Genomic DNA, 25,102 nt, shown 5'->3' with positions numbered 1-25,102 from the left:
ATAAAAAATGGTTAATTGAGAATGACTAATGGCGCAGCACTAGGCCATGGCAGAGGCCTCGTCTTTGATCCAATCGTAACCCTTGGACTCGAGCTCCTTCGCCAGTTCGGCGTCGCCGGTTTTAACAATGCGGCCGTCGTACATGACGTGAACCACATCCGGCACGATGTAATCGAGCAGGCGTTGGTAGTGGGTGATGACGAGGAAAGCGCGGTCTTCGCTGCGCATGTGGTTGACCCCGTCCGAGACGATCTTCAGCGCGTCAATATCCAGACCGGAATCAGTTTCGTCCATGACGCAGAACTTCGGCTCCAGCATCGCCATCTGGAGGATCTCGCAACGTTTTTTCTCACCACCCGAAAATCCTTCGTTCAAAGCGCGCGAGGTGAACTTACGGTCGATCTTGAGCTCGTCCATTTTGGCGTAAAGCTCTTTGTAAAATTCGACGGCGTTGACTTCCTCACCTTCGGGCAGGCGGGCCGCACGGGCGGCGCGGATGAAATTGGCAATGGAAACACCCGGGATTTCCAGAGGATACTGGAATGCAAGGAAGAGTCCGGCGTGGGAAATCTCGTCAGCCTCCTTACCTAGGATGCTTTCACCTTCCAGAAGGATCTCGCCACTTTCGACTTCATAGTCCTCGTGGCCGGCCATGACTTTTGCCAGCGTGCTTTTGCCGGTGCCGTTCGGGCCCATGAGTGCATGGACTTCACCTTTGGGAATGGTGAGACTGAAATCCTTCAGAATCGCTTGGCCTTCGATGGAGACATTCAGGTTTTTAACTTCGAGTGTGTTCATGGTGGTTGGTTGAGTCGTTGAGTTGTAAGTTGTGATGTGGTGAAATCTTGAGAAAGTGATTACTGCTGGCATTCGCCGCATTTCCCGTCGAACGCGATGTCGATACGATGAGCTGTGTGGCCCTCGGGCAGGCAAGCCTTGAGCTGATTGATAATGTCTTCCGAAAGCTCGATATCTTTGATTTCCCCGCTTTCCTTGCAGTAGAAGTGGGCGTGTGTCGTGAGATTCGGGCAATAACGTGTCGGCTCACGCTCAAAATTCACCTGCTTGATCAAACCACTGGCGGATAAAGTTTCTAAACAATTATAAACCGTTGCCAGTGAGATAGTTGGCATGTCGTTGCGGGCACGGGCATAAACCTCGTCGGCCGTCGGATGGTCCAGCTTCTCTAGAAGGACGGAGAAGATGTGTTCGCGCTGCTTGGTCGCGCGTAAACCGCTGCGCTCCAAGGCATTGTCGAGACGTTCTTTATATTCCGGTGTGAGTTGCATATTGATAATTAGAATTATTCTAATTGCTGGCTATGGATCTCAATAAAAGGGGTTGCCTTACAGAATCAAGCGATAATTGTAATAATTCTAATTATTTTTAAGCGCGGATAGAAATGGACCGGCCGACTCATTTGTTTCCGGACTGGGGTATTTCTTTTGCTCTGCAGCGGCTTTCTTCTTTCGCTGGGGGGATGAGCGATATGTTATCAGTTCGTCACCATGAATTCGGCGCCCCCTCGGAAGTACTTCGGGTGGAATCGCTGCCAGTGCCTGAGCCCGGCCCCGGTGAAGTGCGGGTCAAATTACTCGCCGCCACCATCAATCCCTCCGATTACGGGATGATCGGGGGCAGCTACGGCAGTTTGCGTGAGCTGCCTGCGGTGGCGGGCCGAGAGGGCGTCGGCGCGGTCGATGCTCTGGGTGAGGGGGTTGATTCAGTTCAGACGGGTGCGCACGTGCGCTTTCCCGACGGTGGCACCTGGCAGGAGTATGCCTGTATGCCTGCTGAAGATTTGCTTTTAGTGGATGCGTCGGTGCCGGTCGAGCAGGCGGCGGTTTCTTTTATCAATCCGCCTACGGCTTTTTGCCTGCTGGATAAAATCGTCGATCTGAAGGAGGGCGACTGGATCGTGCAAAATGCGGGCAATTCCGCAGTGGGTCTTTCCGTGATACAGATGGCAAAAGCCATGGGGCTGAAAACCATCAGTCAGGTGCGACGCGAGGAGCTGGTTGAGCCGCTCCTGGCCTATGGTGCCGATCAGGTGGTGTTGGAAGGCTCGGCATGGCCCAAAAAGCTGAAAGAATTGACCGGCGGTGCCCCCGTCAAACTGGCGCTCAACTCAATCGGCGGCGAGAGCGCGATCGACCAGATTAAGGCGCTTGGAGATGGCGGGACGCAGGTTACTTTCGGCGGCATGGTCGCGGATAAAGTGCGCTTTCCCACCCGCTTTTTGATTTTCAATGACGTCCGCCTCGTCGGTTTCTGGTGGGATAAATTCTGTAAAACGGAGGGTGCGGATGCCGTCCTCGAAGTCATGGACCGGGTCTACACCATGATGCGGGAAGGGCAGCTGAAGCTGCCGATCGAGGCCACCTATGCGCTCCCGCAAATTCAGGAGGCCATTCAGCACGACAAGAGCCCGAAGCTGGGTAAAGTTTTGTTGCGCCCCTAGTTGAAGCATTTCGACTTTAGCTTCTAACGTAGACCAGTGCGTGACTTTTTCCGACAAAAAGGCTAATGCGATATTTCGATCACCCCGCTTTCACAAGTGAGGCGACGTGGCCTGAGGCGTTATTGGATATCGCCCGCACAAGTCAAAACTCTGTTTTGTGGATTCGTATGACCGATAAAAGTTAGTCGCGGGTATTACTTGAACCAAGTCTGCCACTGCTCGCGGTAGTCTTTCAGGTTCCGCCAATCGATGACCTTCGGCTGGGTCAGGATGGTGGAGGTCTCCGGAGCTTTGTCATTGTGCAGTTTTTCGACCATGGTCACCACTCCGGTATAGCCCCATTCGTAGTAGGGGTGGACGACCAGGGCCTCGAGGTAGCCCTTGTCGGTATAGATGAAGGCCGACGGTGAAGATTGTATGGCGACAACCGGTAAGCGTCCCGGTTTCCAGGGTAGCGCCGGCATCCCGAGCAGGGGCCAGTCTTCCAGAAAAATCCATCCTTTGATATGATCGTTGCGGTCGGCTTCCTCGGCCTCACGGATCGTTTTGATCGCGGCGTGGTAGTTCGGCTCGGTGGGAATGACTTTTTCGATACGCCGGTAGCCGAGCGCGGCGCGCACACCGTCGAGCCTTTCTTTCAGCTGCGGGGTGGGGGATGTGCTCGTCAGGATTGCGACACGCCCCTGTGTCGGCAGCCTCTTCAATATGGCCTTTCCCGCCAGGCGTCCGGCCTGTTTCTCGTCGGCCAGGATCGCCGCCATCGGTTCAACCTCTTCCAGCTTGCTCTCAAAGAAAATCACCTCCTGCCCCTGCTGCATGGCAAAATTGATCGATGAGGCCACGACGTCACTTGCTCCGGGGCTGATGATGAATCCGTCGGCCTCATCAACGAAAAGTTCTGCCAGAGAAGTAGGTTGTGAGCCGCCCTGGGAAGCTTCCGGCGTGGCAATAAGCAGCTCCACATCAATCGCATACTTCTTGCTCATTTCCAGAGCGGCGTCTTTGGCGCCCAGATGCGCGGCCTGATAAATGGTGTCTTCCTGGTCGCGCCCGATAATCGCTATCTTGTATTCGCCCAAAACTTCGCGGTTTTGCGCAGAGGCGAACTGAAGCAGTGCTGCGCCCACAAGGATAGATCTGATCAGAAACTTTAGCACGGCGAAGTAGACAAAAAAATCGGCAGCTGGTTGCCGATTCAATAAAAAGAAAAATGGTCGGGCCGACAGGATTTGAACCTGCGACCCCTTCACCCCCAGCGAAGTGCGCTACCAGACTGCGCTACGGCCCGACTCAGAAGATGAGGACGTTGTCCGCGACTTGTTGCGGGTCAAGCTCAATCATGCGTCGATGCTTTTCCGGTCTCCGCGGCACGATGGTCTACTAAATTTGCGTCACCGATATCCTGTAGAAACGGCGATCATCCAGGCCGGTGGTATGGTCGATCAGCTCGACCTCGTTGCCACTGGCAGTGTTACTTTCTACGACAGTAGCAGTCCCGGACCAAGTGCCGCCGCTTCCTCGGGTTGCAATGATGGTCCAGCTGCCAGGTTCAAGTGAAGGACTCATCTCTACGGTTATGTCGAGATTTGTAGGAACCGGATCGGCAAGTGTGAATGTGACGACTTTATTCTCACTGCTGAGAGTGAATTCCGGCAACTTGTTCGAGTTCACATCTGAAGCATCAGGATTGAGGGCTAAGGTATATTCCAAGCCATTTTCGAGACCGTCCAGGTCGTAGTCATCATCAAATCCTGCTGTTACCTCGACATCAGGCGTGGTGCCGGTACCGGCATACACCCAACTCTCATATTCTGACGAGGCTCTGAAAGATGCTGTGGCCAGGGGATCGCCGATGACGACGCTCTGCCAGGAAATCTGTAGTATCGCAGCCCAAGCTGCCTCGACGTAGGTGAAGCCCTGATTGTAAAAACGGTCCAGGAAAATTTCACTTTTCAGGATGCCGAACGTGAACGGTTCCCATACCGGTCCCGAGGCGAAAGTGCCGCCCGAGGAAAACCATTCTTCGACTTGTCCCTGGTTTGAATTTCCCAGGCCGCCCAGTCCCTTTGCTCCAAAGCTTTCGTAGGCGGAAAAGCTGGCTCCCGGTACGAGCTGGCCGGCAAAAGTGTTCAGATAGGGCCGTATCTGTGAATTAGTGCCACTGTGGTTTACCCCGTAGGAGTGGAGGTGGGCGATCGGGCCATTGATAAGCAGGGTGTTGGAGTAATCAATTCCGGCTGCTTTCCCAATCACAAAGCTGGAGCTGTTTTCGCGAAGAACTTGATCCCATGTGGCGCTGACTGTGCTTTCTGCTTCCGGATAATCGTTTATGGCGGTTCCGGTTGATGGATCTGAATACTCGTCCAGTGGGTTACTTCGTCCGTCGCCGTCAAAAATAACAGCGTCGATGTCGCGTCGGAAAGCGATGTCCTGTGCCCGATCGATGATGGCTTTCACGTCTTCCACGGTGGATGCATCGAGCCGTGCGGTTAAGTAGATGTCGCCCGCATCGGAAGGTGTGAAGCTGACATTTATACCTCTGATAACTTGAGTACCCAAGGCCCACCAACCGTAGACATTGTTGCTCCTGGAAAATACCTGGTCGCCATTTGCGATCGAACTTCTGGAAAAACTGGAGAATGCGGATGTCTCGTTAAAATAGGGATTCAACACCGCATTGTCGGCACTTGAATCATAGTTGCCGCCGTTCTCGCCGTCATCCAGATCATATTGTAAAAGTGTTAGTTCAGAATCAACGGAGGCAAAACTGGCGTTCCCATTATCGTATGCCGTGGTAGCGCTCGCTCCGGCATCTCCCGCGTTGGGATTATTTGTGTCCAAACTCTGTATCCGGTGAGGGATGCCTTTGGTTAAAACCAGGACTTCAACGGTTTGTTCGAGATTATTCGAGTTTAGGTGCTGCCGGATCGGATCTCGTATTTTTGTGGCAAAATCAGCGTAATTGATTGTCGGGGACGTCAGGCTGCCATCTGCCAAATCAAACTGCAATACGTCCGGTCGTATGCTTACATAGTAATCTTTAACCTCCTGGCTATCGCCATTGGCTGAATTAAATACGACGAGTACGTTGCCCTCGCTTATGGCCGACAGCGGCACCGTACAGAGAGCACTACACAGTAGAGCACCCGCAAGTAACTGGCCTGAAAACTTATAACTCATACCTTGATAACTTAATAAGTTATCGGGTACGAGATTTAGCAAGCAGCTGTTAATGAATTAATTGTGAATTTCGACAACTGCGGCGGCAGAATCAACGCCGTGCCGCCAGTAAATAGAGCAACCAGCCGAGGCTGCTGACAAAGGCGGCCACATAGGTGTAGGCGGCGGCGTCGAGGGTCTTGGTCACGCCGTCGAGTTCGTCGCGGTCGATGATGCCGAGGCCGACAAGCTGCTTCTTGGCGCGTGTACTGGCGTCGAATTCGACCGGTAGAGTCACCAGTTGGAAGACCGTCAAGACGAGGTAGACCGCAATGCCGATGTTGATGGTAATCGGACCGAAGCCCATAAAGAAGCCGCCAAACATGACAATCGGGAGCAACTGCGAAGCGAAGCCGGTGATGGGCACGAGCGCCATTCGTGTCTTGAGCGGAGCATACTCCTGCTTGTGTTGGATAGCGTGGCCCGCCTCGTGAGCAGCCACACCCAGCGCGGCAAGACTGGTGCCCTGGTAGTTATCCTGGCTGAGGGCTAGCCGCTTGTGCGTCGGGTCGTAATGATCGGTCAGTGTGCCATGACACTGTACGATTTCGACGTCGTAAATTCCGGCACTCTCCATCACGGCAGCGGCAGCTTCTCGCCCGGTGATACGTCCGCGCGAAGGCACCTGCACGTACTGGTTGTAGGCGCTTTTCACCTTCATCTGGGCCCAGAGGCCGACGAGAATCGGGACAATAATGAGAAATATAAAGGTCATAGTGTGTTAATTTGTCTCTTTTTGAGTGTTATTTGCTAGCTTAGTTCCTCCCTTTTGCAACTTTCATGCCGCAGTTTTCGTCTCTTGGCAGGAATGCATAAAATCTGATGGAATAAACCAAACATCAATGTATCCTATGCTTTATGAAACAAAAAACTTATCTCGTATCCATTCTGGCTTTGATCGCCGCCGCCCTTTTTTCGACGACACTGATCCACGCGGAAAGCACAAGTGACACGGAAGCCAACTGGATAACTGACTTTGATGCCGCGAAGGCCAAGGCGAAAGCGGATGGCAAGCCCATGCTACTCAACTTTACCGGATCCGACTGGTGTGGTTGGTGCATCAAACTGGATAAGGAAGTATTTTCCAAAGCAGCTTTCCAGACCTACGCCTCGGAAAACCTAGTTCTGGTCGAGCTCGATTTCCCGCGCAATAAAGAGCAAAGCGAGGAAACCAAAGCACAGAACGAAGCCTTGGCTAAAAAATACGGCATACGCGGCTTCCCGACCATTCTAGTTCTCGATTCCGAAGGGAAACTAATCGAAAAAACCGGTTATCGCCGTGGCGGTGCGGAAAAGTATGTCGAACACCTCTCTGGGATCATCGCGGGCAAATAACAACAACCGCGCCATCTTTGCGGCCGCTACTTTTGCAACACGCGGTTCAGCGCGTCGCTCATTTCCTTGATGCGGTAGGGCTTCGGTACCACCGCCTTGAAGGCTGAGTTCTTATAGTCCGACATCACGTTGGAAGTGGTGTAGCCACTGGAAGCGATGGCAATGAGATCGGGATCGTATTCGATCAGGATGTTACTGGCTTCTTCGCCGCCCATCCCGCCGGGCACCGTGAGGTCGAAAACGACGGCATCGAAGGGATTACCTGATTCTTTCGCTTTTTTGTAGGCTTCAATCGCTTCCTCGCCGTTGGTGGTAAATTCCACCTCGTAGCCCAGCGCCTTCAAAATCTCTCCCGCCACCATCATCATGGCTTCCATATCGTCCATCACGAGGATGCGCCCGCCGCCCTGGTGGATCTTTTCCGGTTCTTTTTTGCCCGCTTCCTCTGCCGGCGACGGTGTCGGTTCTTCGGTTTTTTCCGTCCTGGGGATGTAAACGGAAAAACGGGTGCCTTTGCCGACTTCCGATTCGACCGTCATGGCGCCGTTATGGCTACTGATGATGGAATAGGATGAAGCGAGCCCCAATCCATTGCCCTCATCCTTAGTGGTGAAGTAAGGGTCGAAGATGCGCTTCATGTTTTCCGGGCTGATTCCGGTGCCTTCGTCGACAACCTCGATGCAAACGTATTCGCCCGCTTTGAGGGTGGGGACTTCCCCGTGCCGCAGGCGCCGGTTGGCCATTCGAAGTGTAATCGTTCCGCCCTCCGGCATGGCCTGGTCGGCGTTGATGATAAGGTTATTCACCACCTGGCTGATCTGCCCCTTATCCGCGTCCACAGCCCAGATTGGCTCTTTCTTCTCCACTTCGCACTTTACGTTGGAGCCGCGCAAAATGAACTGGGCACTTTCTTCAACCAGTTGGTCGATCGTGGTCACTTCCAGTGTGGGTGCCCCGCCCTTGGCGAAGGTGAGTAACTGCTGCGTCAATGATTTTGCCTGAAGGGCGGCATTCTCCGCCGCGAGAAGTTTCTTGGCGTTCTTGTCCTCTTCATCGATCCCCATCCGGACGACCGATATGTTGCCCAGAATCGCGGTCAGCATGTTGTTAAAGTCGTGGGCGATACCACTGGCCAGCAGGCTGATGGAGTTGAGTTTCTCGTTCTTAAAGAGTTCCTCTTCGGTCTTCTTCTGTTTGGTGATATCCCTCAGGACGGTGACACAGCCGTGGTGCTTGCCGCCATCGTCGAGGATGCAGCGCATCTCGGCCGTCACGAGCAGTGGCTCATTCCCATCCACACGTTCGAGGGGCAGGCCTTCTTTGGCCAGGACTTCGGCAAAGTCGGAACGCAGCAGATCCTTGAGCGGATCCTCAATCCGCTCGCCGCTGTGCGGATTCCTCAGGCGCAGTACCTCGCTCAGTGGTTTGCCCGTGGCGTCATCAGCCGCGATGCCGGTGAGCCGCGAGGCTTCCTGGTTGATGCGCTCGACCGCACCGCTTTGATCCGTGGCGATCACGGCATCAACAATCGAGTCCAACGTGACGGATAAACGTTCTTTTTCCCTTTTAAGTTCAAGCTCTGCCGCGCGCCGCTGAGTGATGTCACGCAACATCACGAGCAATGCGCCTTCTCCCTCCCAGACCAGATCAGCTGCACTCAGTTCGACCAGGCGGGAAGCGCCGTTCGCTTCCGGGATCTCCAGTTCGGAGATTTGTGTTGTGCTGACCTCGAAAGGAAAGGTCTCTCCCACCAGGCTGGCTTCGTCGGCTTCCAAAAGAGTCGCCGCCGCCGGATTAAAGAACTTGATCTCGTATTCCGGGGTTAGGATGAGCATAGCATCCGTATTCGCATCGAAAATATGACGCAGCAGAGCCTCTCGGTGCTCTGTCTCGGTGGCGTGGTTTTCCAACTTGCGGGTGAGGTTGGTGCGTTCGATGGCGTAACGGATGGACCGGCGGAGCACTTCCCCGTTGAGCTTGTCTTTAAACAGGTAGTCCTGCGCGCCGGCCTGCAAGGCAGCGGAAGACAGGGCCTCGTCTTCAGAGCCCGTCAGTATAATGATGACGGCGTCCCTTGCGCTGTCCTGCACCGTCTTCAGCGTGGCGATGCCTTTGCTGTCAGGCAGAGAGAGGTCGAGCAGAATGACCTCGAACTTTTCCGACCGCACTTTTTCCAATCCTTCATTCAGGCGCTTTGCCACCACCATTTCGTAGTCGAGCTTGGCCAGTTCCAGATATTCGCTCACGAGGTTCGCATCTGCGAGATTATCTTCGAAGAGTAATATGCGTATCTTACTGGAGGTCGGGATCGCCATGAGATCGGTAGATGTTTTTCAGATAGTTCGAATACAGGCTTGAGATCAATCTCATAAACCGGCCTCAGCAGTTCCGGGCTTTCGCTTTTTTCAAGTAGACGCGGAAGGTGCTGCCTTTGCCTTTCTTGGAATCGAAGTCGATCCGCCCGCCCAGGCGGTCGACGATCTTGCGGCATGAGGCCAGGCCGATGCCTGATCCTTCATACTCGTCACGTGTATGCAGCCGTTGGAAGATGCTGAAGAGTAAGTCGTGATGCTCCGGGTCGATGCCGATACCGTGGTCTTTGACGGAAATGATCCAGAAGCCTGGAGCGGCTGCTTCATCGCCGTCTTTCAACCCGATTTGCACCTTGGGGCTTTTGCCTTTGGCGTGAAACTTGATGGCATTGCCGATCAAATTCTGGAACAGGCGGACTAGGCTGGTCCTGTCGCCAAGCACTAGAGGGGATTGTTCAAAGGTGACAGTGACATCGGCTTTACTCTCACGAATGCTGTTCGAGAGGATATTCATGGTCTCGCTCAGTACTTCCGTCAGCGCGACGGGTCCGGCTGGTTCGCTTTCGCTGTCCAGTCGGGCATAGCTCAGCAAATCTTCGATCAAGCGTCGCATACGATCCGCGCCGTCGCAGGCGTAATTGATGTAGCGCTGTGCGCGCTCATCGAGAGAGTCGGGCGAACGTTCCTCGAGTAAGCGTAGATAACTGCTGATCATGCGCAGTGGTTCGCGCAGGTCATGCGAGGCCACCGAGGCAAAGTTCGCCAGCTCCATGGTCGAGTCATGTGAAGGGGCATCCTCCGATGCGCCCGCGCCGGAGCGCGCCATGCATAGGCCACTCAGTGCTTGGCCCTCGGTTCCGGGTAACCAATAGGGCCTTCCTTGCATCTGTAATTCCAGCCCTGTCTTCTCCGCGACGACAGGCAGGTTCAGCGTGTCATTTTCACGGAGAGCGGCATCGAACGCTTCGACCGCGGCTTCCTGTGAGTCATGGTCCAGCAGAAGCAGAAAGTCATCCATGTTCGCTGGGACTTCATCACGTTGGATCCCGAAGAGGCGCAACATGTGGCCATCCCACTGCATCGATTCGCTCGTGACCCAGGACCAGTAACCGATGGAGGCTGCATCCAGTGCATTTCGAAGCCCAAGTTCAGCATCCTGACTTCTGCGCAATTGTTGGAGTAAAGCGTCGTCCATCCGTTTTTCCTAAAAAATGATTCGCCTCTGGTCATAGATTGGGTTTATGTGTGACACAACTTCTATTCGGCCGCATTTGCTACATGCCCGTTGCCCCCTGTCACACTGTTGTCCAGCATTTCAGCCTCCCTCTCAATGAGTCGCAGGTGGAGGCTTGGGCGACGGAGCAAAGATCCGTTCTGGCAGGCCCCGTTACTTTCGGACTGCTTTTTTGTGCGGCGGATGCGCTCCCGCACGCACGGGAGATTTTGGAAATTGTTCGAATCTACGCGCAGACTCCCGTTGTCCTCGGCTGTGCCGCGGATGGCTTGATCGCGGATTCAGAGGAAATGGAAGGAGGCGAGGGCTTTTGCCTCGCTCTGCACCACTTGCCCGGCACGCGTGCGCACGCCATTCATCTGGAAGAATCGCTTCTGCTGGAAGGGGGCAGCTCTGGCTTGTCACGTGCTATGGGGCCACTCACTGCTTCCGCCAACGCATGGATCCTGCTCGCGGCCGCCGGGAATTTGAGTCACGACAGCTGGCTGCGGGACTGGGATCAGGCCACGCAAGGCCGGCCGACCGTGGGTGGGTTCACCGGCAATCCGGCCAATGATTCGACGGCTTTGTTTTGTCACGGGAACGTGCATTCAGGCGGCGCTGTGGCATTGGCGCTTGAGGGTGACGTGACGATCGAGCCTTTGCTTTCCCAAGGCTGTCGCCCCGTGGGCTCTCCCTGGACGATTACCCGCGCCGATCATAACATTATCCACCAAGTCGGGAATCGCCCCATCCTGGAAGTCCTCCGCGATACGCTTCAGGAACTCAGTTCAGACGAGCAACAACAAGCCCGGGGCAATATCTTCATCGGGTTGGTCATGGATGAGTACAAAGCCAGCTTCGGCACGGGCGATTTTCTCGTGCGCAATCTTGCGGCGATCGATCCACAAACCGGAGCCGTCGCAATCGCCACACCGCCTCGTGTCGGACAAAACCTGCAGTTCCAAATTCGTGATGCGGTGACGGCATCGGTGGATTTTGAGGAATTGCTCAAGCAGCGCCTCCGCGAATTGGGGCAACGTGCCGTCTATGGCGCCTGCCTGTGCGACTGCATCGGTCGGGGCTCATCGCTGTTCGGGGTCTCGAACCATGATGTCGGGGTCGTCAATCAGTTTTTGCCTGAGATGCCCTTGTCCGGTCTCTTCTGTAACGGCGAGTTGGCGCCTGTCGGGGGACGTACGCTCCTGCACGGCTATGCCGCGAGCCTCGGGCTTTTTGTCGCGAAGAAATAATACCTTCTTTGCAAAGGTCTGTCTCGGTAGTCTCGCTTGTAGCTATGGCAGCATGCCTCGGCGTAATCCGATGAAGACGGGTCCTCTGCCATCCTCATACATAGATATCGGGATAGAGACAGAGACTGGCTCTGCTACATCAATTCGATTGAAGCATAATTAAATTGAAGCGGTATACGTTTCTCACAAGGGCGAGGCTGAAGCACAGCTTAAGGAAGCCATTAGGGTTTAAGATTAGTTTAACTTAACTTTAGTTTATGTTTGATTAGTCCGACTTATTGTTAATTGTCACGTACGTACTTTGGTTAGTATAGAGGGTAGTAGTAGGCTCGAACGTTTGGTAGGCGTTCGAGCCTTTTACGTTTTAAGTGTTACCGCCGCTTTGCGGGAAAAGTATCCTTTGGGAAACTGATTCAGCCTTGCTTGCCTCATTTGTGGCTCTTTATCTAGCTTGAACTCTGCGTCTTTTACGCCACAGGCTTTCCTTACGTTATCAATGTCCAGCAAAGCGGATTCCCCAACTTCAATTCTCGATTCTGCGGCTCGCAAGGCCCTCTTGCGTGTGCTTTGGCGCAGTCGGCTTGGCGACTTGCGTGAGCAAAATCTCATCCGTCAGGGCAAGGGCTGGTTTCACATTTCAGGTATGGGGCACGAGGCGCTGGCCGCGGTGGCGCTGAATCTTGAGCCGGGCGATTATGCCTTCCCTTACTATCGTGACCGCAGTTTTTGTATCCAGCGCGGCATCAGCGACTACGACCTGGCACTGGCTTTTTACGCCAAGCGGGACTCCTCGAGCGGGGGGCGTCAGCTGACCGGGCATTTCAGTGACAGGAAACTGAATATCTGGAGTCATCCGTCGCCGGTGGGAGCGCATCTGCTCCCGGCCTGCGGTGCCGCATGGGGCATGCAACTGGATGGCAAGTCGAATGTGGTCTATGCCTCGCTGGGCGAGGCTGCGGCCAGACAGGGTGATTTTTTCGAGGCAGTCTGTTTCGCCAAGGAGCGCCGCTTGCCCATCGTATTTGTCGTCGAGGATAACCGTATCGCCATCAGCACGCGGACGGCGCGAACCAATCCACTCGCGCTCGGGGTGCTCGATCAGGACGAATGGTTGCGTGTCGACGGGAGTGATGTCGAAGCGGTTGCCGCCGCCGGTCAGGCTGCGGTGGCCAAGGCACGCGACGGCGGGGGGCCGGGCTTTATCTGGTGTGATGTGGAGCGCTTTTCCAACCACTCCAGTGCGGATGATCAGCGCATGTATCGTGCCGTGGAGGAACTCGACACCATGCATGAGCGCGACCCGATCGCGGTGTTTCAAAAGCGCATGATCGAGGACGGGCTGCTGACCGCCCAAGAAGCCGCTGCTCTGGAAGAAGAAATCCGCGAGGAGATCCGAGGCATTTATCAGGAAGCGGCCGGCGCGGACGACCCCGTGGCAGAGGAAGGTGAAGCCCATCTGACCGGACCGGTGCAAACACCCGATGCGGGACCGCAGGTGGCGCTTGGGGATTCCTGCCGAATGCTCGATGCCGTCAATAAAACCTTCCACCACGCCATGGACGAGTTGCCGGATGTGGTCTTTTTCGGCGAAGACATCGCCGATCCCAAGGGAGGTGTTTTCAATCTGACGAAAGGGCTCTCGACCAAGGACCCGTCACGTGCCGTCAATTCACCTTTGGCGGAGTCGACCATCATGGGCCTGGCGGTCGGATTGGCCTCTTACGGGAAACGCCCCTGTTTTGAAATTCAGTTCGTCGATTTTATCTACCCCGGCTGGAATCAGCTGGTGTCCAATATGGCGACACTGCGCTGGCGCAGCTTCGGGCATTGGAAGTGTCCTCTGGTCATATACGCGCCCTGCGGCGGCTATCTCCCGGGTGGCGCGCTCTGGCACAGCCAGTCGGGCGAGGCCTCGTTTGCCCGTGTGCCGGGTATTCGTGTGGTGGTGCCTTCGACGCCCGCCGACACCGCCGGGCTTTTCTGGACAGCCCTGCACGGTGAGGATCCGACCATCATTCTTCTGCCGAAACACCTGATGTGGGCCGAGTTGCCGGCGGGGGATTCGGTCGATGCGGTGCCGCTGGGGCAGGCGCGCACCATTCGCCAGGGGGAACTGTTGACCCTCGTGACCTGGGGGAACTGCGTCGAACTGGTTGAAGAAACGCTCGACGGACTTGCGGAAGCGCTCGATATCGAACTGATCGACCTTCGCTCAATTGCTCCCTGGGATGAAGAGGCCATCGCCGCATCCGTTCAAAAGACCGGCCGTCTGCTCATCGTTCAGGAAGACAATATCACGGCCAGCGTCGGTCAGATGATCGTTTCTACAATGTGTGAGCGGCATGAGGTCCTGAGCGCCCTGAAGAGCCCTCCGGTCATCGTCTCGAAGGGAGATGTCCACGTCGGGTTTAATCCGGTCTACGAGTATGCCGCTCTGCCGGATAAGCAACGGATCGAGTCGGCGCTTGAACACCTGCTCGCGAGCTCACTGGAGTCCTCCCTGTTACCTTCTGCAGCTGTCGCTGATGCGCCAACTGTCCACCCGGAAAATACTCACAAAATGAATTCGTCTGCTTCTGGTTCCTCGGGTGCGACCAAGGATATCGTCGTGCCCATTCTCGGCGAGGGGATACGCGTCGCGCGTATCGTCTCGATTCTCAAACAGGCCGGCGATGTGGTCAAAGCCGACGACGCGCTCTGCGAAGTCGAGACCGACAAGGCCGTGTTCCCCATTGAGTGTGATGCCGGCGGCGTGCTCGGGGAGTGGGCCGTGAGCGAGGATGATGAAGTGACCGTCGGGCAGAATCTCGTACAGTTAACGCTATCGGGCGCCGCCGTGGCTCAGGCGGCCTCCGCCTCGGCCCCCCAGCAAAAGGAGGGCGCGCAACAACAGCGCGTCGGCGGCCTCTCCCAGGAAGCGGTCAAGCAGCTTCAGGGCATTGTCCCGGCGACCATCGATATGACCTGCCGCTGGGAAGCCGTGCGCGATGCGCGCCTCCGCAGCAAGAAAACACCGGGCGGCACGCTTTCGACGGCGACCATGACGGCCTGGGCGGTGCTTCAGGCCATGCGCAAACACGAGCGCTTCGCTTCAGTGGTGCGTGGCGATGAACTCGTTTACGATCCGGAAGGCTACGACCTCGGTGTGGCCGTGGCATTGCCCGGCGATAAGCTGGAAACCGCGGTGGTCAAAAACGTCAACGAGGTGGAATGGGACGATTTTATCGAGGTCTTTAACGAATCCCTGCGACGCACGCGCCACGGGGAGATCGTATCGAAAAACCGGGTGCCACTTTCCATTTCAAGTATGGGCGCCTACAACGTGCGCTCGGCCATCCCGATTGTGGTGCCTCCGGCCATCGCCACGCTTTTTATCGGCGCGCCCTATCAACAGCCCGACCCGAAGTCGAAAGACGGTAGTCCCATGGAGGTGGCCTCACTTGTGCTGACATTCGACCACCGCTGGATCAATGGTGTCGGTGCAGCCGCTTTCCTGTCCGATGTCCGTAAGGGCATCGAACGCTTCGACCTGGTTTAACAACCAAAGCGGTCGATGTTCGTGGACTTGGCAAAGGTGCGGATAAAGACCGAAACCAGCTTGGATAGCCCGGCCAGTTCCTCATCGGTAACTTTGCCCTTTTCCACCACATCGGTAAAACCCGGTAGCTGTGCTTTGAAGTCCTTACTCCGTGCCCGTTTGAAGCCCATTTTGAATTTCGGAAAATCACGCCGTTGCACCGAACGACCCGAAATCAAAGTGACCCCGCGGTGGCGCGGATCATCGGAAATTTTTTCGTAGAGGCCTTTGACCTTCGCTTCGGGCCCTTCAATCACCTGAATAATGTTACCGTCGGAATGGAGCAGGATCCCCGTGATTTGCCGGGCGGCGTTGCGCTTCTGGGAGGCTGAAAGTAGTTCCAGCAAAGAATCTTCGGTTAACCCGGCATTCGCCGTGCTAATGTAGATAATTTGATAAAGATCGTCGCTCATAGAACTGCTTATAGGCATTATAATTGTTAATCCGGGAACAACTTGCAAGACTACTTGTTTGTGATGTGGGAGCGTGGTTTAAAGAGTCAGCCAGCTTAACCTTGATTTCGAATGTGAACAGACTCGGGCTCGGCCAACTATGAAACAGTGTAAGCATTGCGGCATTCCCTATCACCGGTCGAAAGGTCGGGGTGAGTTTTGCTGTGCCGGTTGCGAGCATGTTTATGGGATGATCCGGGAAGGTGGCTTTGAGGATTACTATTCGAAGCAGGACAGGGCGGGCAAGCCGGTCGGGGATCTTCCTTTTGGCGCAGTGAACACTGTATCGATAAAAAAACTACAAGAGGATGCGGAAAGTGGCCCCGGGTGTCAGCTTACGGTTCCGGTTCAGGGGATGTTCTGCATGGGTTGTGCCTGGTTGGTGGAGGAACTCGCCGGACGTCAACCCGGTGTTTTGTCGGCCAAGGTAGCCCTGGATTCGGGGCGCCTCAGCCTGGCATGGGAGCCGGGTGATTTTGATCTCTGTCGGTTGGCCGGGGAACTGCACCGGTTCGGTTACCGGATCAGCGGCGAGCCGTTTTCGCGGATGGCATCAATGTCACCTCTTGCCGTCCGCCTCTGCCTCACGCTTGTCTTCAGCTTGAACGGCGGCTTGCTTCTCTTGGCCTCCGCCGCCGGGATCGGTGGTCCCGGGTTGCGGCAGTTCTACAGCTTATTGCTGGTGGTTTGCTTGTTGTTTGCCCACCTGCTTGGCGGGACGCTTTTTTTAAGGCCGGCCTGGCGCGGCTTGCTGCTTCGGCGTTGGCACAGCGATGCGTTTCCCGCGCTTATCCTCTTGGGCCTCCTACTGGCCGCGTTATTCACGGTCTTCATGCCTCACGGCGGGGTATTGTTTGCCGGTGCCTATTTCGTCGTGCTCCCGGTCATGGTTCTGGCGCGTTGGCTTTCGGAGCTTCGGCGACTCCGGATACGTGCATAAGCTCCCCGTAACGAAGCTTGTCCAGGCACGGTGACTACGTTCATTCTAAGAATATGCTAGAAGGCATCACAGCCGGTTTTATTTTATCCCTCACGCTCTTTCCGGGAACGGTTTGGCTGGCCAAGGTGGGCTTGGCGGGACGTCCCTCACAGGTGATGGCGGTCGGACTGGGCTTCTGGCTGTCCCAACTGGTGTGGCTGATCGTGGCGATTCCCGGACTGATGATGATGTCGCGGCATCTGGTTTTTGTCGGCGAGGCGATGCATGCCTTCGCTTCCTTTGTCCTGGCTTACATGGGGGTCAAGTTCCTCCGTACCCGAAAAGCAGATGATCTCAGTTACGCTGCGGAACTGCCTTCCGAAGCGGTCTTATTCCGGAATGCCTTGAACCGCTCGCTCGCCATGCCGCTGCGACTGCCTGCCGCGATGGCCATACTCATGGCGACAGGGGTTTACTTGAACAACCCTCCGGCCTGGCCGGTGGTGCCTTACGTTCTGGTAGGAGCCGTCATCGGTGTGAGCTGGTGGTGGGGGCAATTCACTTTTCTCTCCCTTTTTTTTGCCAGGCGCGTGCCGGTACGGATTACCCTGAAGTCGCTCAATAAGATTCGTCCGTTTTCCGCTTTGCTCTGTTTCAGCCTCGCGGTGATTGTCTTATTGCTCGGTTTCTGAACGAATCAAATGCACGTCGCGTTGCGGGAACGGAATAGTGATTTCGGCCTTCTTCAGGGCGTGGTACACGGCAAGGTTCAACGCGAATCGCTTACGGTGGTAGCTGTTCGTCGGCACCCAGACGCGGAAACCGATGTTGATTGAAGAGTCGGCAAAGGCATCGATACCGATCACCGGCTCGCGGTCCTCGGCGCAGCCATCTACGGATTTGACCGCTTGCGTGATGCATCCGATTGCCTGCTCCGGGTCGGCGGCGTAGTCGATCCCGACAACGCCCTCGACGATTCTATATTCGTGCGAGTTGGTGAAGATCTCACCCAGCACCTTTCTGTTCGGAATCGTGATGCGTTCTTCGTCCTCGTTGGTCAGCTCGGTGCTGCCGAGCTTGACGAAGTCGACGACTCCGCTTTGGCCACTGACGGTTAGCGTGTCACCGACACGGAAAGGACGGGTGACGATCAGTACAATGCCGGCTCCGTAGTTCGAGACCGGACCTTGCACGGCCAAACTTAGACCGAAGGCGCTGGCACCGAGCAGTGCAATGAAGGGGGTGATCTCGATGCCCGCCTTGCTCAGCGACATGATCAAGGCAAAGGCGATAATGAGCACCTTGGCAAAGCCCGAGAAAAAGCGGGCGAGGGTCAGATCGATCTGCCGCTTCTCGCAAATCTTGAGAATCAGATTGGCAACACTCTTCCCGATCCAGAAACCGGCCAGCAGGATCAGCACGGCGATCACAAGTTGTACGCCGTTTGTCGCGAGATATACGATCAGCTGTTCTTTCAGCGCTTCGAGTTGTTGCAGTTCTTCTTCCATAAGTTAGTCGTCCAGCCCCGACCACCAGTCTTCTGACTGGCGGAGCGCTTCCGGTTTGTGTCCCGCTTCCTGTAGTTCGCGCAGGCTGAGTGAGCGGTGCCGCTTCGCCAATCGCTGACCTTCAGTATCGACCATTAGCGGAGTATGGTAAAATGCCGGTGGCTTTAGCCCCAGCGCTTCGTAGATGAGTAACTGCCGGGCTGTGGAGATGAGCAGGTCTTCCCCGCGCACCACCTCGGTAATGTCCATGGCGGCGTCGTCGACCACAACCGCCAGTTCGTAAGCGGGCACCCCGTCCTTGCGCCAGACAAGGAAATCGCCGAAGTCCCGCAGGCATTCAAATTCGCAGGGCCCCAACCGCCCGTCGTCGAAGAGGATTTCCCGCTCGTTCGGCACGCGGAAGCGCCAGTTGCTGGCACCGGGTTCTCTGGCGTCTTGTCCGGTGCCCGCCGGTGGTCGCCATGCTTCCGGGTAGATTGGTTCGGCATCGTTGTCCTCCGCATGAGGCGCACGGGCCGCGTTGGCCACGTCTTTCCGGGATTTGTCGCAGGGGTAGATCGCTCCCGCATCCTTCAGCTTTTCCCAGGCATTCAAAAACTGCCTGCTCCGCTCACTCTGGCGGTAAGGGGTGTGGGGCCCGCCCACGTCCGGCCCTTCCTCCCAACGGCAGCCAAACCATTTGAGATCTTCCATCGCGGCGTCGGCGTATTCGTTTTTGCAGCGCTGGGGATCGAGGTCCTCTTCCCTGTAGATCAATTTTCCTCCGGCTTCTTTGGCCCGCTCCATTGCGATCCAGAATGTGCGGGCGTGACCGAGGTGGAGATACCCCGTCGGTGTCGGTGCAATACGCCCTCGGTAGCCGGATGCCATGTGATGAATAAATGGGATCCGCGCGGGCTGGGCAAGTCATGCTTTGTCCGGAACAGCGTTTTTCGACTCCGCCAAATCCTAAAAGCAGTTGTGTGCATCCTTATGCATGATACCTTGTTTTGCGATGCGCTTCTTTCGGCCACTTCCGCTTGGTTCTGCGCTGGTCCTTGCGCTGATGAGCATATTTCTGGCGTTTTGGTCCAGCCAGTGGTGGTTGCCGAAAATGGCACCGGCACTGCTTGCCCATTCCGGTCTCTCGGTCGAGTCCGCTGAGCGCACCGAAACAGGCCGCATGCGATTGAAGGGGCTCGGCTATCAAGCTGATGACGGTTTGCAGCTTCTGGTCGATGTTGTGGAGGTGCCGAATCTTTGGGACTACGCGCGGGCGCGATGGTTTGCGGCGGCATGGTCGGCATCCCAGCAACTGGAGCTGGGCGTTGTCGCCGTACGGTTGCCTTCAGAAAACAGAAGCAATGATTCTGAGGCAGAGGCGATTGATTTGCCCGAAACGATTGAGGCTGCGGATCGAATGCTCTCGAAAGTCAGACCCTGGCTGCCGCCGCTGTATTTGCAGGAGCTTTCGCTTCGAAACTCTGGTGGTGACGTGACCATGCGGGCAGAAAACCTTCGTTTCGATGGGAGCGACCTCGAAGCGGAACTTTATGCCGGTAGCACGGAGCAAATGTATCCGTTTTCCCTTTCGCTCATGTCCGGGAAGTGGTCATTCGAGGCGTCGGACCCCAGTCTCGGATTTGAGGCCCGGGCCCGATTGGAGCCTACTTCAGAACAATTACAGCTAAATGCGCAGCTAACCTATGCAAGGCAGGTGATGCATTTCGAAGCAGTTTGGCGAGGGGCGGGGATCGTGCCCCATGCAGCCAGGCTTCGGGGCGGGAACTTTTCACTGCCGCAGCAACTGGTGGAAAGGGCGCATGCCCCCGGGCTTAATTCCGTCCACCTGAGCCGGGCCGATCTAAAGTGGGCAGGCCAGCGTTACGAGGGCGGGGTTGAGTGGAACGCCGGCTTGGAGATCGAAGGGCATCCGGCGGCTGCCACCGGTGCCGCAAGTTTTGAAGGAGATTTTCGGGAGTTGCGCATTCTCGGCTTGAAGGTCGATGCGCCCTGGGCCAAGGCAGCTTTGGAGGCACCATTGGTCATTCGTCTGCCTGAATTGGAGCTGGAAAAGACAGCAGACTTTCGGGTGTCGGCGGACCTTTCCAGGCAACCCTTTGTTTCGGCGGGTGGTATGCTGGCAGGGAACCTTACCTTCCAGCCTCCTGCGCAATTGCGTTTCGAACTAAGCGGGCGTTCGGTCGTGTATCAGGCATATCCGGCAAGCGATCTGGAGGTGGTCGGCTCAATCAATAAGGAAGCTCTCAAGCTGGAAAAGGTGAAAGTGGCTTTTGATGAAGCCAGTCTGGCGCAGGTCGAACTGAATGGCTCGGTGAACTTTCGTCAGTCGCTGATTGATTTCGATTACGAGGCGTCTTTCAGTCCGGAATGGGCTGATTCAATGGGCTTGCCCGACCTGCTCCGTGAAACCGCCTATGTGAAGGGGGGCCTCGGAGGGCCGCGATCCGCCCCGCAATGGTCGGCTGTCTGGGAAGTCCCTGCGGTTCAGCCGCCTGGGCTGCAGGTATTCCGGGCGACTGGGGCCGCTTCCGGGACGGGAGCGAGCGATATTCGTATGGAGGCGACATTGGTTCATGGGCGGGAGCAGCTAGGCCTAGCTCTCGAACTCGAGGAATTGAGTGAAGAGGTGCTTCATGGTTCGCTCGATCGTCTTCTCTGGGAAGTCGACGGAAGGACCCGGTGGGAACTTGGGGCACCAGGCGTTTTCAGTGTCCCTGTGCAGGGCTCCATTCACCGCCGGTTTGAGGAGTTGGCCCTGGAAGAGTTTTTGCTCGCGGGGCCTGACTCGGCGTGGCGGATCAGTAAAACCAGCCAGGGGCCGCTCTTACTTGCGGGCCGGGAGTTTCAGCTTGATTGGTTGAATCCATGGCTTGACGCGCCACTTCCGCAATACGGGATCCGGTCCGCTGATCTCACGGTTTCTCAACTCAGCCCCTTTGTCGCGGGCCAGCTCAGCCTCACGGCAACGGACGACTCGTTCGAATTGGGTGAGTTGCAGATTAATCTTGAGGGGCTTCGCATCGGAGAAAGGACGGAGGTGCCATCGTTGGGTGTCGTACTGGGCGATGCATCCCTCATTGAGGTGATGGCAGACTTGCCGGTTCGCCTCGAGTGGGCCACCGGGGAGAGTGGCCCGGTGCTCAAGCCCGACCGGGACGGTGCAATACGGCTTCAACTGGGCATGAAACCTTCAGATGCGGTATCCGAACTGATTCGAAAGTTTTCCGAACTGGCAGTCGAGCCGCCAAGATTGAATTTGGAAATCGACGGAACGTTACGATCTCCCAATGGCCGTCTCGAAGCATTTTTACCCGGGATTAAATTGCGGGAAACGCTTGGCGAAGGTCCGAAGCAAGTTGAGCTTCCCGGTTTGAACGACATCGAAGTCAGGCTCGGGTTGGACGGGCAATCATTGCATCTTAAAAGGTTGAAGGCGCGGATCCGGGGCGGGCTGGTCGAAGCGTCGGGCAGATGGCCACTGGAGACCTTCCCGCTCTTTGAAGGCAGCAAATCCGCTGATTGGTTCAATGCCTTACTAGCTGGTGCTTTTGAGCTGAGCTTTGCCGAATGGGAGTTACAAAACTGGACGCCGTATCTGCCTTCCATGTTGCGCCGCAGTGGCCTGGTGGGAGGTCGCTTGCGTCATGACCCCGACTCTGGTTTCGGCGGGTCTCTGCAGTTTAAAGAGCTTGGACTGCGGCCGACCCGCAGCTTGCCTTCGGTCGATTCAAGCAGCGGTGCGTTGAGCTTCGAAGGTCGTGCTCTCAGGATTGTCGAAGCGGGCGCGCGGGTGGGAGGCAGCCCGGTTTCCTTGCAAGGTCAGATGGATTTTGCCGATTGGCCGGAGATAATTTGGCAAGCGGAGATTAAAGGAAAGAACGTCCCCATTGTCCGTCGCCCCGAGATGATACTTCGGAGTGACCTGGATCTGAAACTGAGCCAAAAAAGTGACCAGTCGGCTCCGGCCTTGCAAGGGCGGATGGGGCTTCGTTCGAGCACGATGCTGGTTGAGTTTGATCCGCTCTCACCGGCGGTTCGCTCCGGACCTTCGTCGAAGCCTCCTTTCTTTGCCATCGAAGAAGAACCCTTCAGTCGATGGGGACTCGATCTCAGGATTGAGGGCGAACGCTTTTTAAGAGTGAGAAGCCCCTATTTTCAATCGGTTCTCTCCGCGGGATTGAATCTGACGGGCCGCCTCGGAGAACCCCTGCTTCTGGGCTCGATCCGGATTGCTGAAGGAAGCCTCAGCTTTCCTGGAGCGAAGGTACGTTTGGACACAGGTGAAGCCTACATAGAATCCGGCCAGCCGGATGCCTTGCGGTTGGATGTGGCCGGCACGGCGCGCACAGGCACACACGTGATCACTATGGATGTGAGCGGGACAGCGTCTGATCCGCAAATCCAGTTTGATGCAACGCCGCCCCTTCCCAACGCTTCTATCGTGCGTCTGCTCAGTACAGGCAGCACCACCGGCGGCGGAGCCGGATCGGTCGGGCTCTATCTGGGGCGCGGTCTGCTCGGGGCCGGAGGGATGAACGAAAGCTTTGCTGATCGTATTACGATTGATGTCGGCGAGGAGACGACGCGTAGCGGTAAAAGTACCCTGGGCGTGCGTTACGAAGTCAATGAAGATGTGTATCTGAATAGTGAATACGATGCCTACGATAATTATAACACCGATCTCCTCTGGACGATTTTTGAGAAATGAAGCTGGCCAGCCAAATATGTCTTTTCCTCGGGTGCCTGATATCGGTCGCTGCTCCGGATTTGAGGGCGCAGTCCAACATTGAAATCGACGGCCTCGGTTGGCTCGGGGAGCGGCGCATGGATCAGCGGTTGAGCTTTCTTCTCGGCCTGGATCATCAGAAGGCTGTGCCGCTGGATTCGACGATCCTGGAAGATAGTGCTTTTCTGCTCCTGGAGCAAATGCGTCGCCAAGGATATTTGAATCCCGCCGTTACGGCCAGCTTTTCTGGTGCTACGGAGCGGTCCGTGGCCGAATGGGAAACGCCGTATGCCGTTCAGTTGCCGGTGGGTTTTCAGGCCGAATCCGTCGTTTTCAAGATTCGTCGGGGGCCGCTCTTTTATTACGAGTCAGTTGAAATCAAGGGTTTGTCGGGCGTCGAACTTGGCGATCCCGAACGTTTCTTCGTGCCGGGGGGCAGCCTGGTTACGCGTAAGAAAGATCTCGCTTACACGTCTGAAAATTTCACACGACGTAAAACCCGGCTATTGGGTGCCTTGAAAGCCCAGGGTTATGCCGGCGCCCGGGTGGTATCGGAACAGGTCGACACCGATGAATCAACGGGGGCGGTCTGGGTCGAACTTGTTCTGGAGACGGGCCCCGTTTACCGGGTTGGCTCGGTTTCATTCGATGTGCCCGCTGAGGCAACCGGTTGGTTCGAGCCGGTTGCATTTCCTGAAGGATCGATCTTTAACCCGGATTGGCTCCGCGAGGCGCGGACGAACCTTCGGAACGTCGCTTACAGCGCTGGCTACCCGGATGTGGCGGTGCGTAGCCGTTTGGCTGATACTCGCGGGGATACGGACGGTGTTCTTCAAGCCGTGTCTTTTGAGCTTCGACCGGGACCGCAGGTTACTTTGTCCGACGTCCGCTTTGTCGGGGACGATAAAACGAAAAACAGTATCCTTTGGCGGCAAGCCGATTTGGAGCCGGGGACTTTGTTGGATCCTCGGGAGACGGATAAGGCGAGGCGGCGTTTGATGGCGCTCGGTATCTATAAGCAAGTAGAGTTGAATTATGACCGGAGGGAAGATGGCTCCCGGGTGGCCGTCTATCGCTTAACTCCCGATACCAGAAAAAAGCTGCAGTTGCTCGCCGGTTGGGGGAGCTATGAGCAGGCGAGGCTTGGCTTCCGCTGGGCACACCAGAATCCATGGGGCAGGGCACATCGCTATTCCTTGAATGCGAAGCAGAGTGTTAAGGCGACTCACCTGGCGTCCGATTATCAGCTTCCCCAGTTGTTCGGCAGCGACTTCACCGGCTATGTGGAGGCGGAATACGTTTCCCGGCAGGAGATCGGGTACGACCGCTCCCGGCAGGGTGGTTTGTTCGGGGTATCCAAGTTGCTCGGTGATTCGGGGGTTCGTCTCGCGCTGGAATACGGTTGGTTCAACGAAAGGGCCGACGGAATCGATGAAAGCATGCTGGCTGTTCGGGACGATGCGCAGGTGGCCAGCGTATCGCTCAGTCTGAGTTTGGACCGGAGGAACAACGTGCTCGCTCCCAGCTCCGGCTATAATCTATACACCACCGTTAAGACGGCAAACCGGGCGCTCGGAGGTAATGTCAATTTTCACAAGCTTGAGGTCGGCGGTGGTTATCACTTCTCCGTCAGTGAAAGCACCATTTTGCATCTGGGGCTTAAGGGCGGTGCTCTGCTCGGTGGTGGGATGGACTTGCCTTTTAATGAACGCTTCTTCCCCGGTGGTGAAAATTCCGTACGCGGCTTTCAGCAGGGCGAAGCGACTCCCTTGGGCGATGACGGAGATCCTCTGGGCGCTGAGTCGTTTTGGGTGGCAAACATTGAGATCGAGCAACGTATTTTGAGCGACGTCTCGGTTGTCGGATTCCTTGATGCCGCCGGCTTTAGTCGCGACGGTGGATTTGGTGGTGATGGTGAAGTTCTGGCATCGGCAGGCCTGGGGCTGCGCTATCAGACGGTGGTGGGTCCGATTCGGCTCGAATACGGACACAATCTGAACCCGCGTGAGCGTGATCCGGACGGCACGCTACACTTTTCGATAGGTTTTCCCTTTTAGTCCGGGCGATGAATCAGTTCGCGCCGGACCTGTTGAGCCCTTTTGAAGAAAGGGAAGCAAGCGGCTC

General features: G+C 56.1%; 18 protein-coding genes and 1 tRNA gene. 8 read left to right on the top strand and 11 right to left on the bottom strand.

Annotated elements, in window-relative coordinates; all coding sequences use genetic code 11:
- Nucleotides 1–39: 39 nt before the first annotated feature.
- Nucleotides 40–798 carry a Fe-S cluster assembly ATPase SufC gene (gene sufC, locus DDZ13_RS10660; RefSeq protein WP_110131444.1) on the bottom strand — a complete coding sequence of 253 codons (759 nt, stop codon included), beginning with the start codon at nt 796–798 and terminating at the stop codon, nt 40–42.
- 59 nt (nt 799–857) lie between these two features.
- The gene (locus tag DDZ13_RS10655; RefSeq protein WP_110131443.1) at nt 858–1,289 is read right to left on the bottom strand and encodes a Fur family transcriptional regulator; all 432 of its coding nucleotides are present in this window, start codon (nt 1,287–1,289) and stop codon (nt 858–860) included.
- Nucleotides 1,290–1,489: 200 nt separating this feature from the next.
- Here DDZ13_RS10655 and DDZ13_RS10650 point away from each other — a divergent pair, with 200 nt between their 5' ends.
- On the top strand, nt 1,490–2,461 hold the full coding sequence (locus DDZ13_RS10650) for a zinc-dependent alcohol dehydrogenase family protein (RefSeq protein WP_233246143.1): 972 nt from the start codon (nt 1,490–1,492) through the stop codon (nt 2,459–2,461).
- 194 nt (nt 2,462–2,655) lie between these two features.
- On the opposite strand, the gene DDZ13_RS10645 is transcribed toward DDZ13_RS10650, so the two are convergent.
- From DDZ13_RS10645 to DDZ13_RS10630, 4 genes are all read right to left on the bottom strand, one after another.
- The gene (locus tag DDZ13_RS10645; RefSeq protein ID WP_233246142.1) at nt 2,656–3,588 is read right to left on the bottom strand and encodes a sugar ABC transporter substrate-binding protein; all 933 of its coding nucleotides are present in this window, start codon (nt 3,586–3,588) and stop codon (nt 2,656–2,658) included.
- An 84-nt stretch (nt 3,589–3,672) separates the two neighbouring features.
- Nucleotides 3,673–3,749: transfer RNA gene (locus tag DDZ13_RS10640), tRNA-Pro, on the bottom strand.
- A 92-nt stretch (nt 3,750–3,841) separates the two neighbouring features.
- Nucleotides 3,842–5,641 carry a hypothetical protein gene (locus DDZ13_RS10635; RefSeq protein ID WP_110131440.1) on the bottom strand — a complete coding sequence of 600 codons (1,800 nt, stop codon included), beginning with the start codon at nt 5,639–5,641 and terminating at the stop codon, nt 3,842–3,844.
- A 91-nt stretch (nt 5,642–5,732) separates the two neighbouring features.
- The gene (locus tag DDZ13_RS10630; RefSeq protein WP_110131439.1) at nt 5,733–6,395 is read right to left on the bottom strand and encodes a zinc metallopeptidase; all 663 of its coding nucleotides are present in this window, start codon (nt 6,393–6,395) and stop codon (nt 5,733–5,735) included.
- Between the two features lie 143 nt (nt 6,396–6,538).
- Here DDZ13_RS10630 and DDZ13_RS10625 point away from each other — a divergent pair, with 143 nt between their 5' ends.
- Nucleotides 6,539–7,015: a thioredoxin family protein gene (locus DDZ13_RS10625; RefSeq protein ID WP_110131438.1), complete on the top strand. Its 477-nt coding sequence runs from the start codon at nt 6,539–6,541 to the stop codon at nt 7,013–7,015.
- A 26-nt stretch (nt 7,016–7,041) separates the two neighbouring features.
- On the opposite strand, the gene DDZ13_RS10620 is transcribed toward DDZ13_RS10625, so the two are convergent.
- A complete protein-coding gene (locus DDZ13_RS10620; protein WP_110131437.1) occupies nt 7,042–9,330 on the bottom strand; it encodes a response regulator in 2,289 nt (762 codons plus the stop codon).
- A gap of 64 nt (nt 9,331–9,394) precedes the next feature.
- On the bottom strand, nt 9,395–10,522 hold the full coding sequence (locus tag DDZ13_RS10615; RefSeq protein WP_110131436.1) for a sensor histidine kinase: 1,128 nt from the start codon (nt 10,520–10,522) through the stop codon (nt 9,395–9,397).
- 50 nt (nt 10,523–10,572) lie between these two features.
- Here DDZ13_RS10615 and DDZ13_RS10610 point away from each other — a divergent pair, with 50 nt between their 5' ends.
- Nucleotides 10,573–11,793, top strand: coding sequence for an FIST signal transduction protein (locus DDZ13_RS10610; protein WP_146209335.1), 1,221 nt, complete (start codon nt 10,573–10,575; stop codon nt 11,791–11,793).
- Nucleotides 11,794–12,289: 496 nt separating this feature from the next.
- Complete coding sequence (locus DDZ13_RS10605) at nt 12,290–15,331, top strand: thiamine pyrophosphate-dependent enzyme (RefSeq protein ID WP_110131434.1); 3,042 nt, start codon at nt 12,290–12,292, stop codon at nt 15,329–15,331.
- Here the strand turns inward: DDZ13_RS10605 and DDZ13_RS10600 are convergent.
- Nucleotides 15,328–15,783, bottom strand: coding sequence for a BLUF domain-containing protein (locus DDZ13_RS10600; RefSeq protein ID WP_158279890.1), 456 nt, complete (start codon nt 15,781–15,783; stop codon nt 15,328–15,330). The two genes, DDZ13_RS10605 and DDZ13_RS10600, sit on opposite strands and share 4 nt — an antisense overlap.
- 139 nt (nt 15,784–15,922) lie before the next feature.
- On the opposite strand from DDZ13_RS10600, the gene DDZ13_RS10595 reads away from it, so the two are divergent.
- On the top strand, nt 15,923–16,762 hold the full coding sequence (locus DDZ13_RS10595; protein WP_110131432.1) for a heavy metal translocating P-type ATPase metal-binding domain-containing protein: 840 nt from the start codon (nt 15,923–15,925) through the stop codon (nt 16,760–16,762).
- 53 nt (nt 16,763–16,815) lie between these two features.
- On the top strand, nt 16,816–17,433 hold the full coding sequence (locus DDZ13_RS10590; protein WP_110131431.1) for a hypothetical protein: 618 nt from the start codon (nt 16,816–16,818) through the stop codon (nt 17,431–17,433).
- Here DDZ13_RS10590 and DDZ13_RS10585 read toward each other — a convergent pair.
- Both DDZ13_RS10585 and gluQRS read right to left on the bottom strand, forming a co-directional pair.
- Nucleotides 17,416–18,249 (bottom strand): mechanosensitive ion channel family protein, encoded by an 834-nt coding sequence (locus DDZ13_RS10585; protein ID WP_110131430.1) that lies wholly within the window; start codon nt 18,247–18,249, stop codon nt 17,416–17,418. The genes DDZ13_RS10590 and DDZ13_RS10585 overlap by 18 nt on opposite strands.
- Before the next feature lie 3 nt (nt 18,250–18,252).
- Complete coding sequence (gene gluQRS, locus DDZ13_RS10580) at nt 18,253–19,119, bottom strand: tRNA glutamyl-Q(34) synthetase GluQRS (RefSeq protein ID WP_110131429.1); 867 nt, start codon at nt 19,117–19,119, stop codon at nt 18,253–18,255.
- A gap of 175 nt (nt 19,120–19,294) precedes the next feature.
- Between gluQRS and DDZ13_RS10575 the strand changes: the two genes are divergently transcribed.
- On the top strand, nt 19,295–22,960 hold the full coding sequence (locus DDZ13_RS10575) for a translocation/assembly module TamB domain-containing protein (protein ID WP_158279889.1): 3,666 nt from the start codon (nt 19,295–19,297) through the stop codon (nt 22,958–22,960).
- A complete protein-coding gene (locus DDZ13_RS10570) occupies nt 22,957–25,035 on the top strand; it encodes a BamA/OMP85 family outer membrane protein (protein ID WP_110131427.1) in 2,079 nt (692 codons plus the stop codon). The genes DDZ13_RS10575 and DDZ13_RS10570 overlap by 4 nt, the downstream gene beginning before the upstream one ends.
- Nucleotides 25,036–25,102: the final 67 nt, after the last annotated feature.

Source organism: Coraliomargarita sinensis (genome assembly GCF_003185655.1).
Classification (GTDB): Bacteria; Verrucomicrobiota; Verrucomicrobiia; order Opitutales; family Coraliomargaritaceae; genus Coraliomargarita_B; species Coraliomargarita_B sinensis.
The sequence above is the reverse complement of the archived record's forward strand: the minus strand, read 5'-3'. Positions and strand labels throughout refer to the sequence as shown.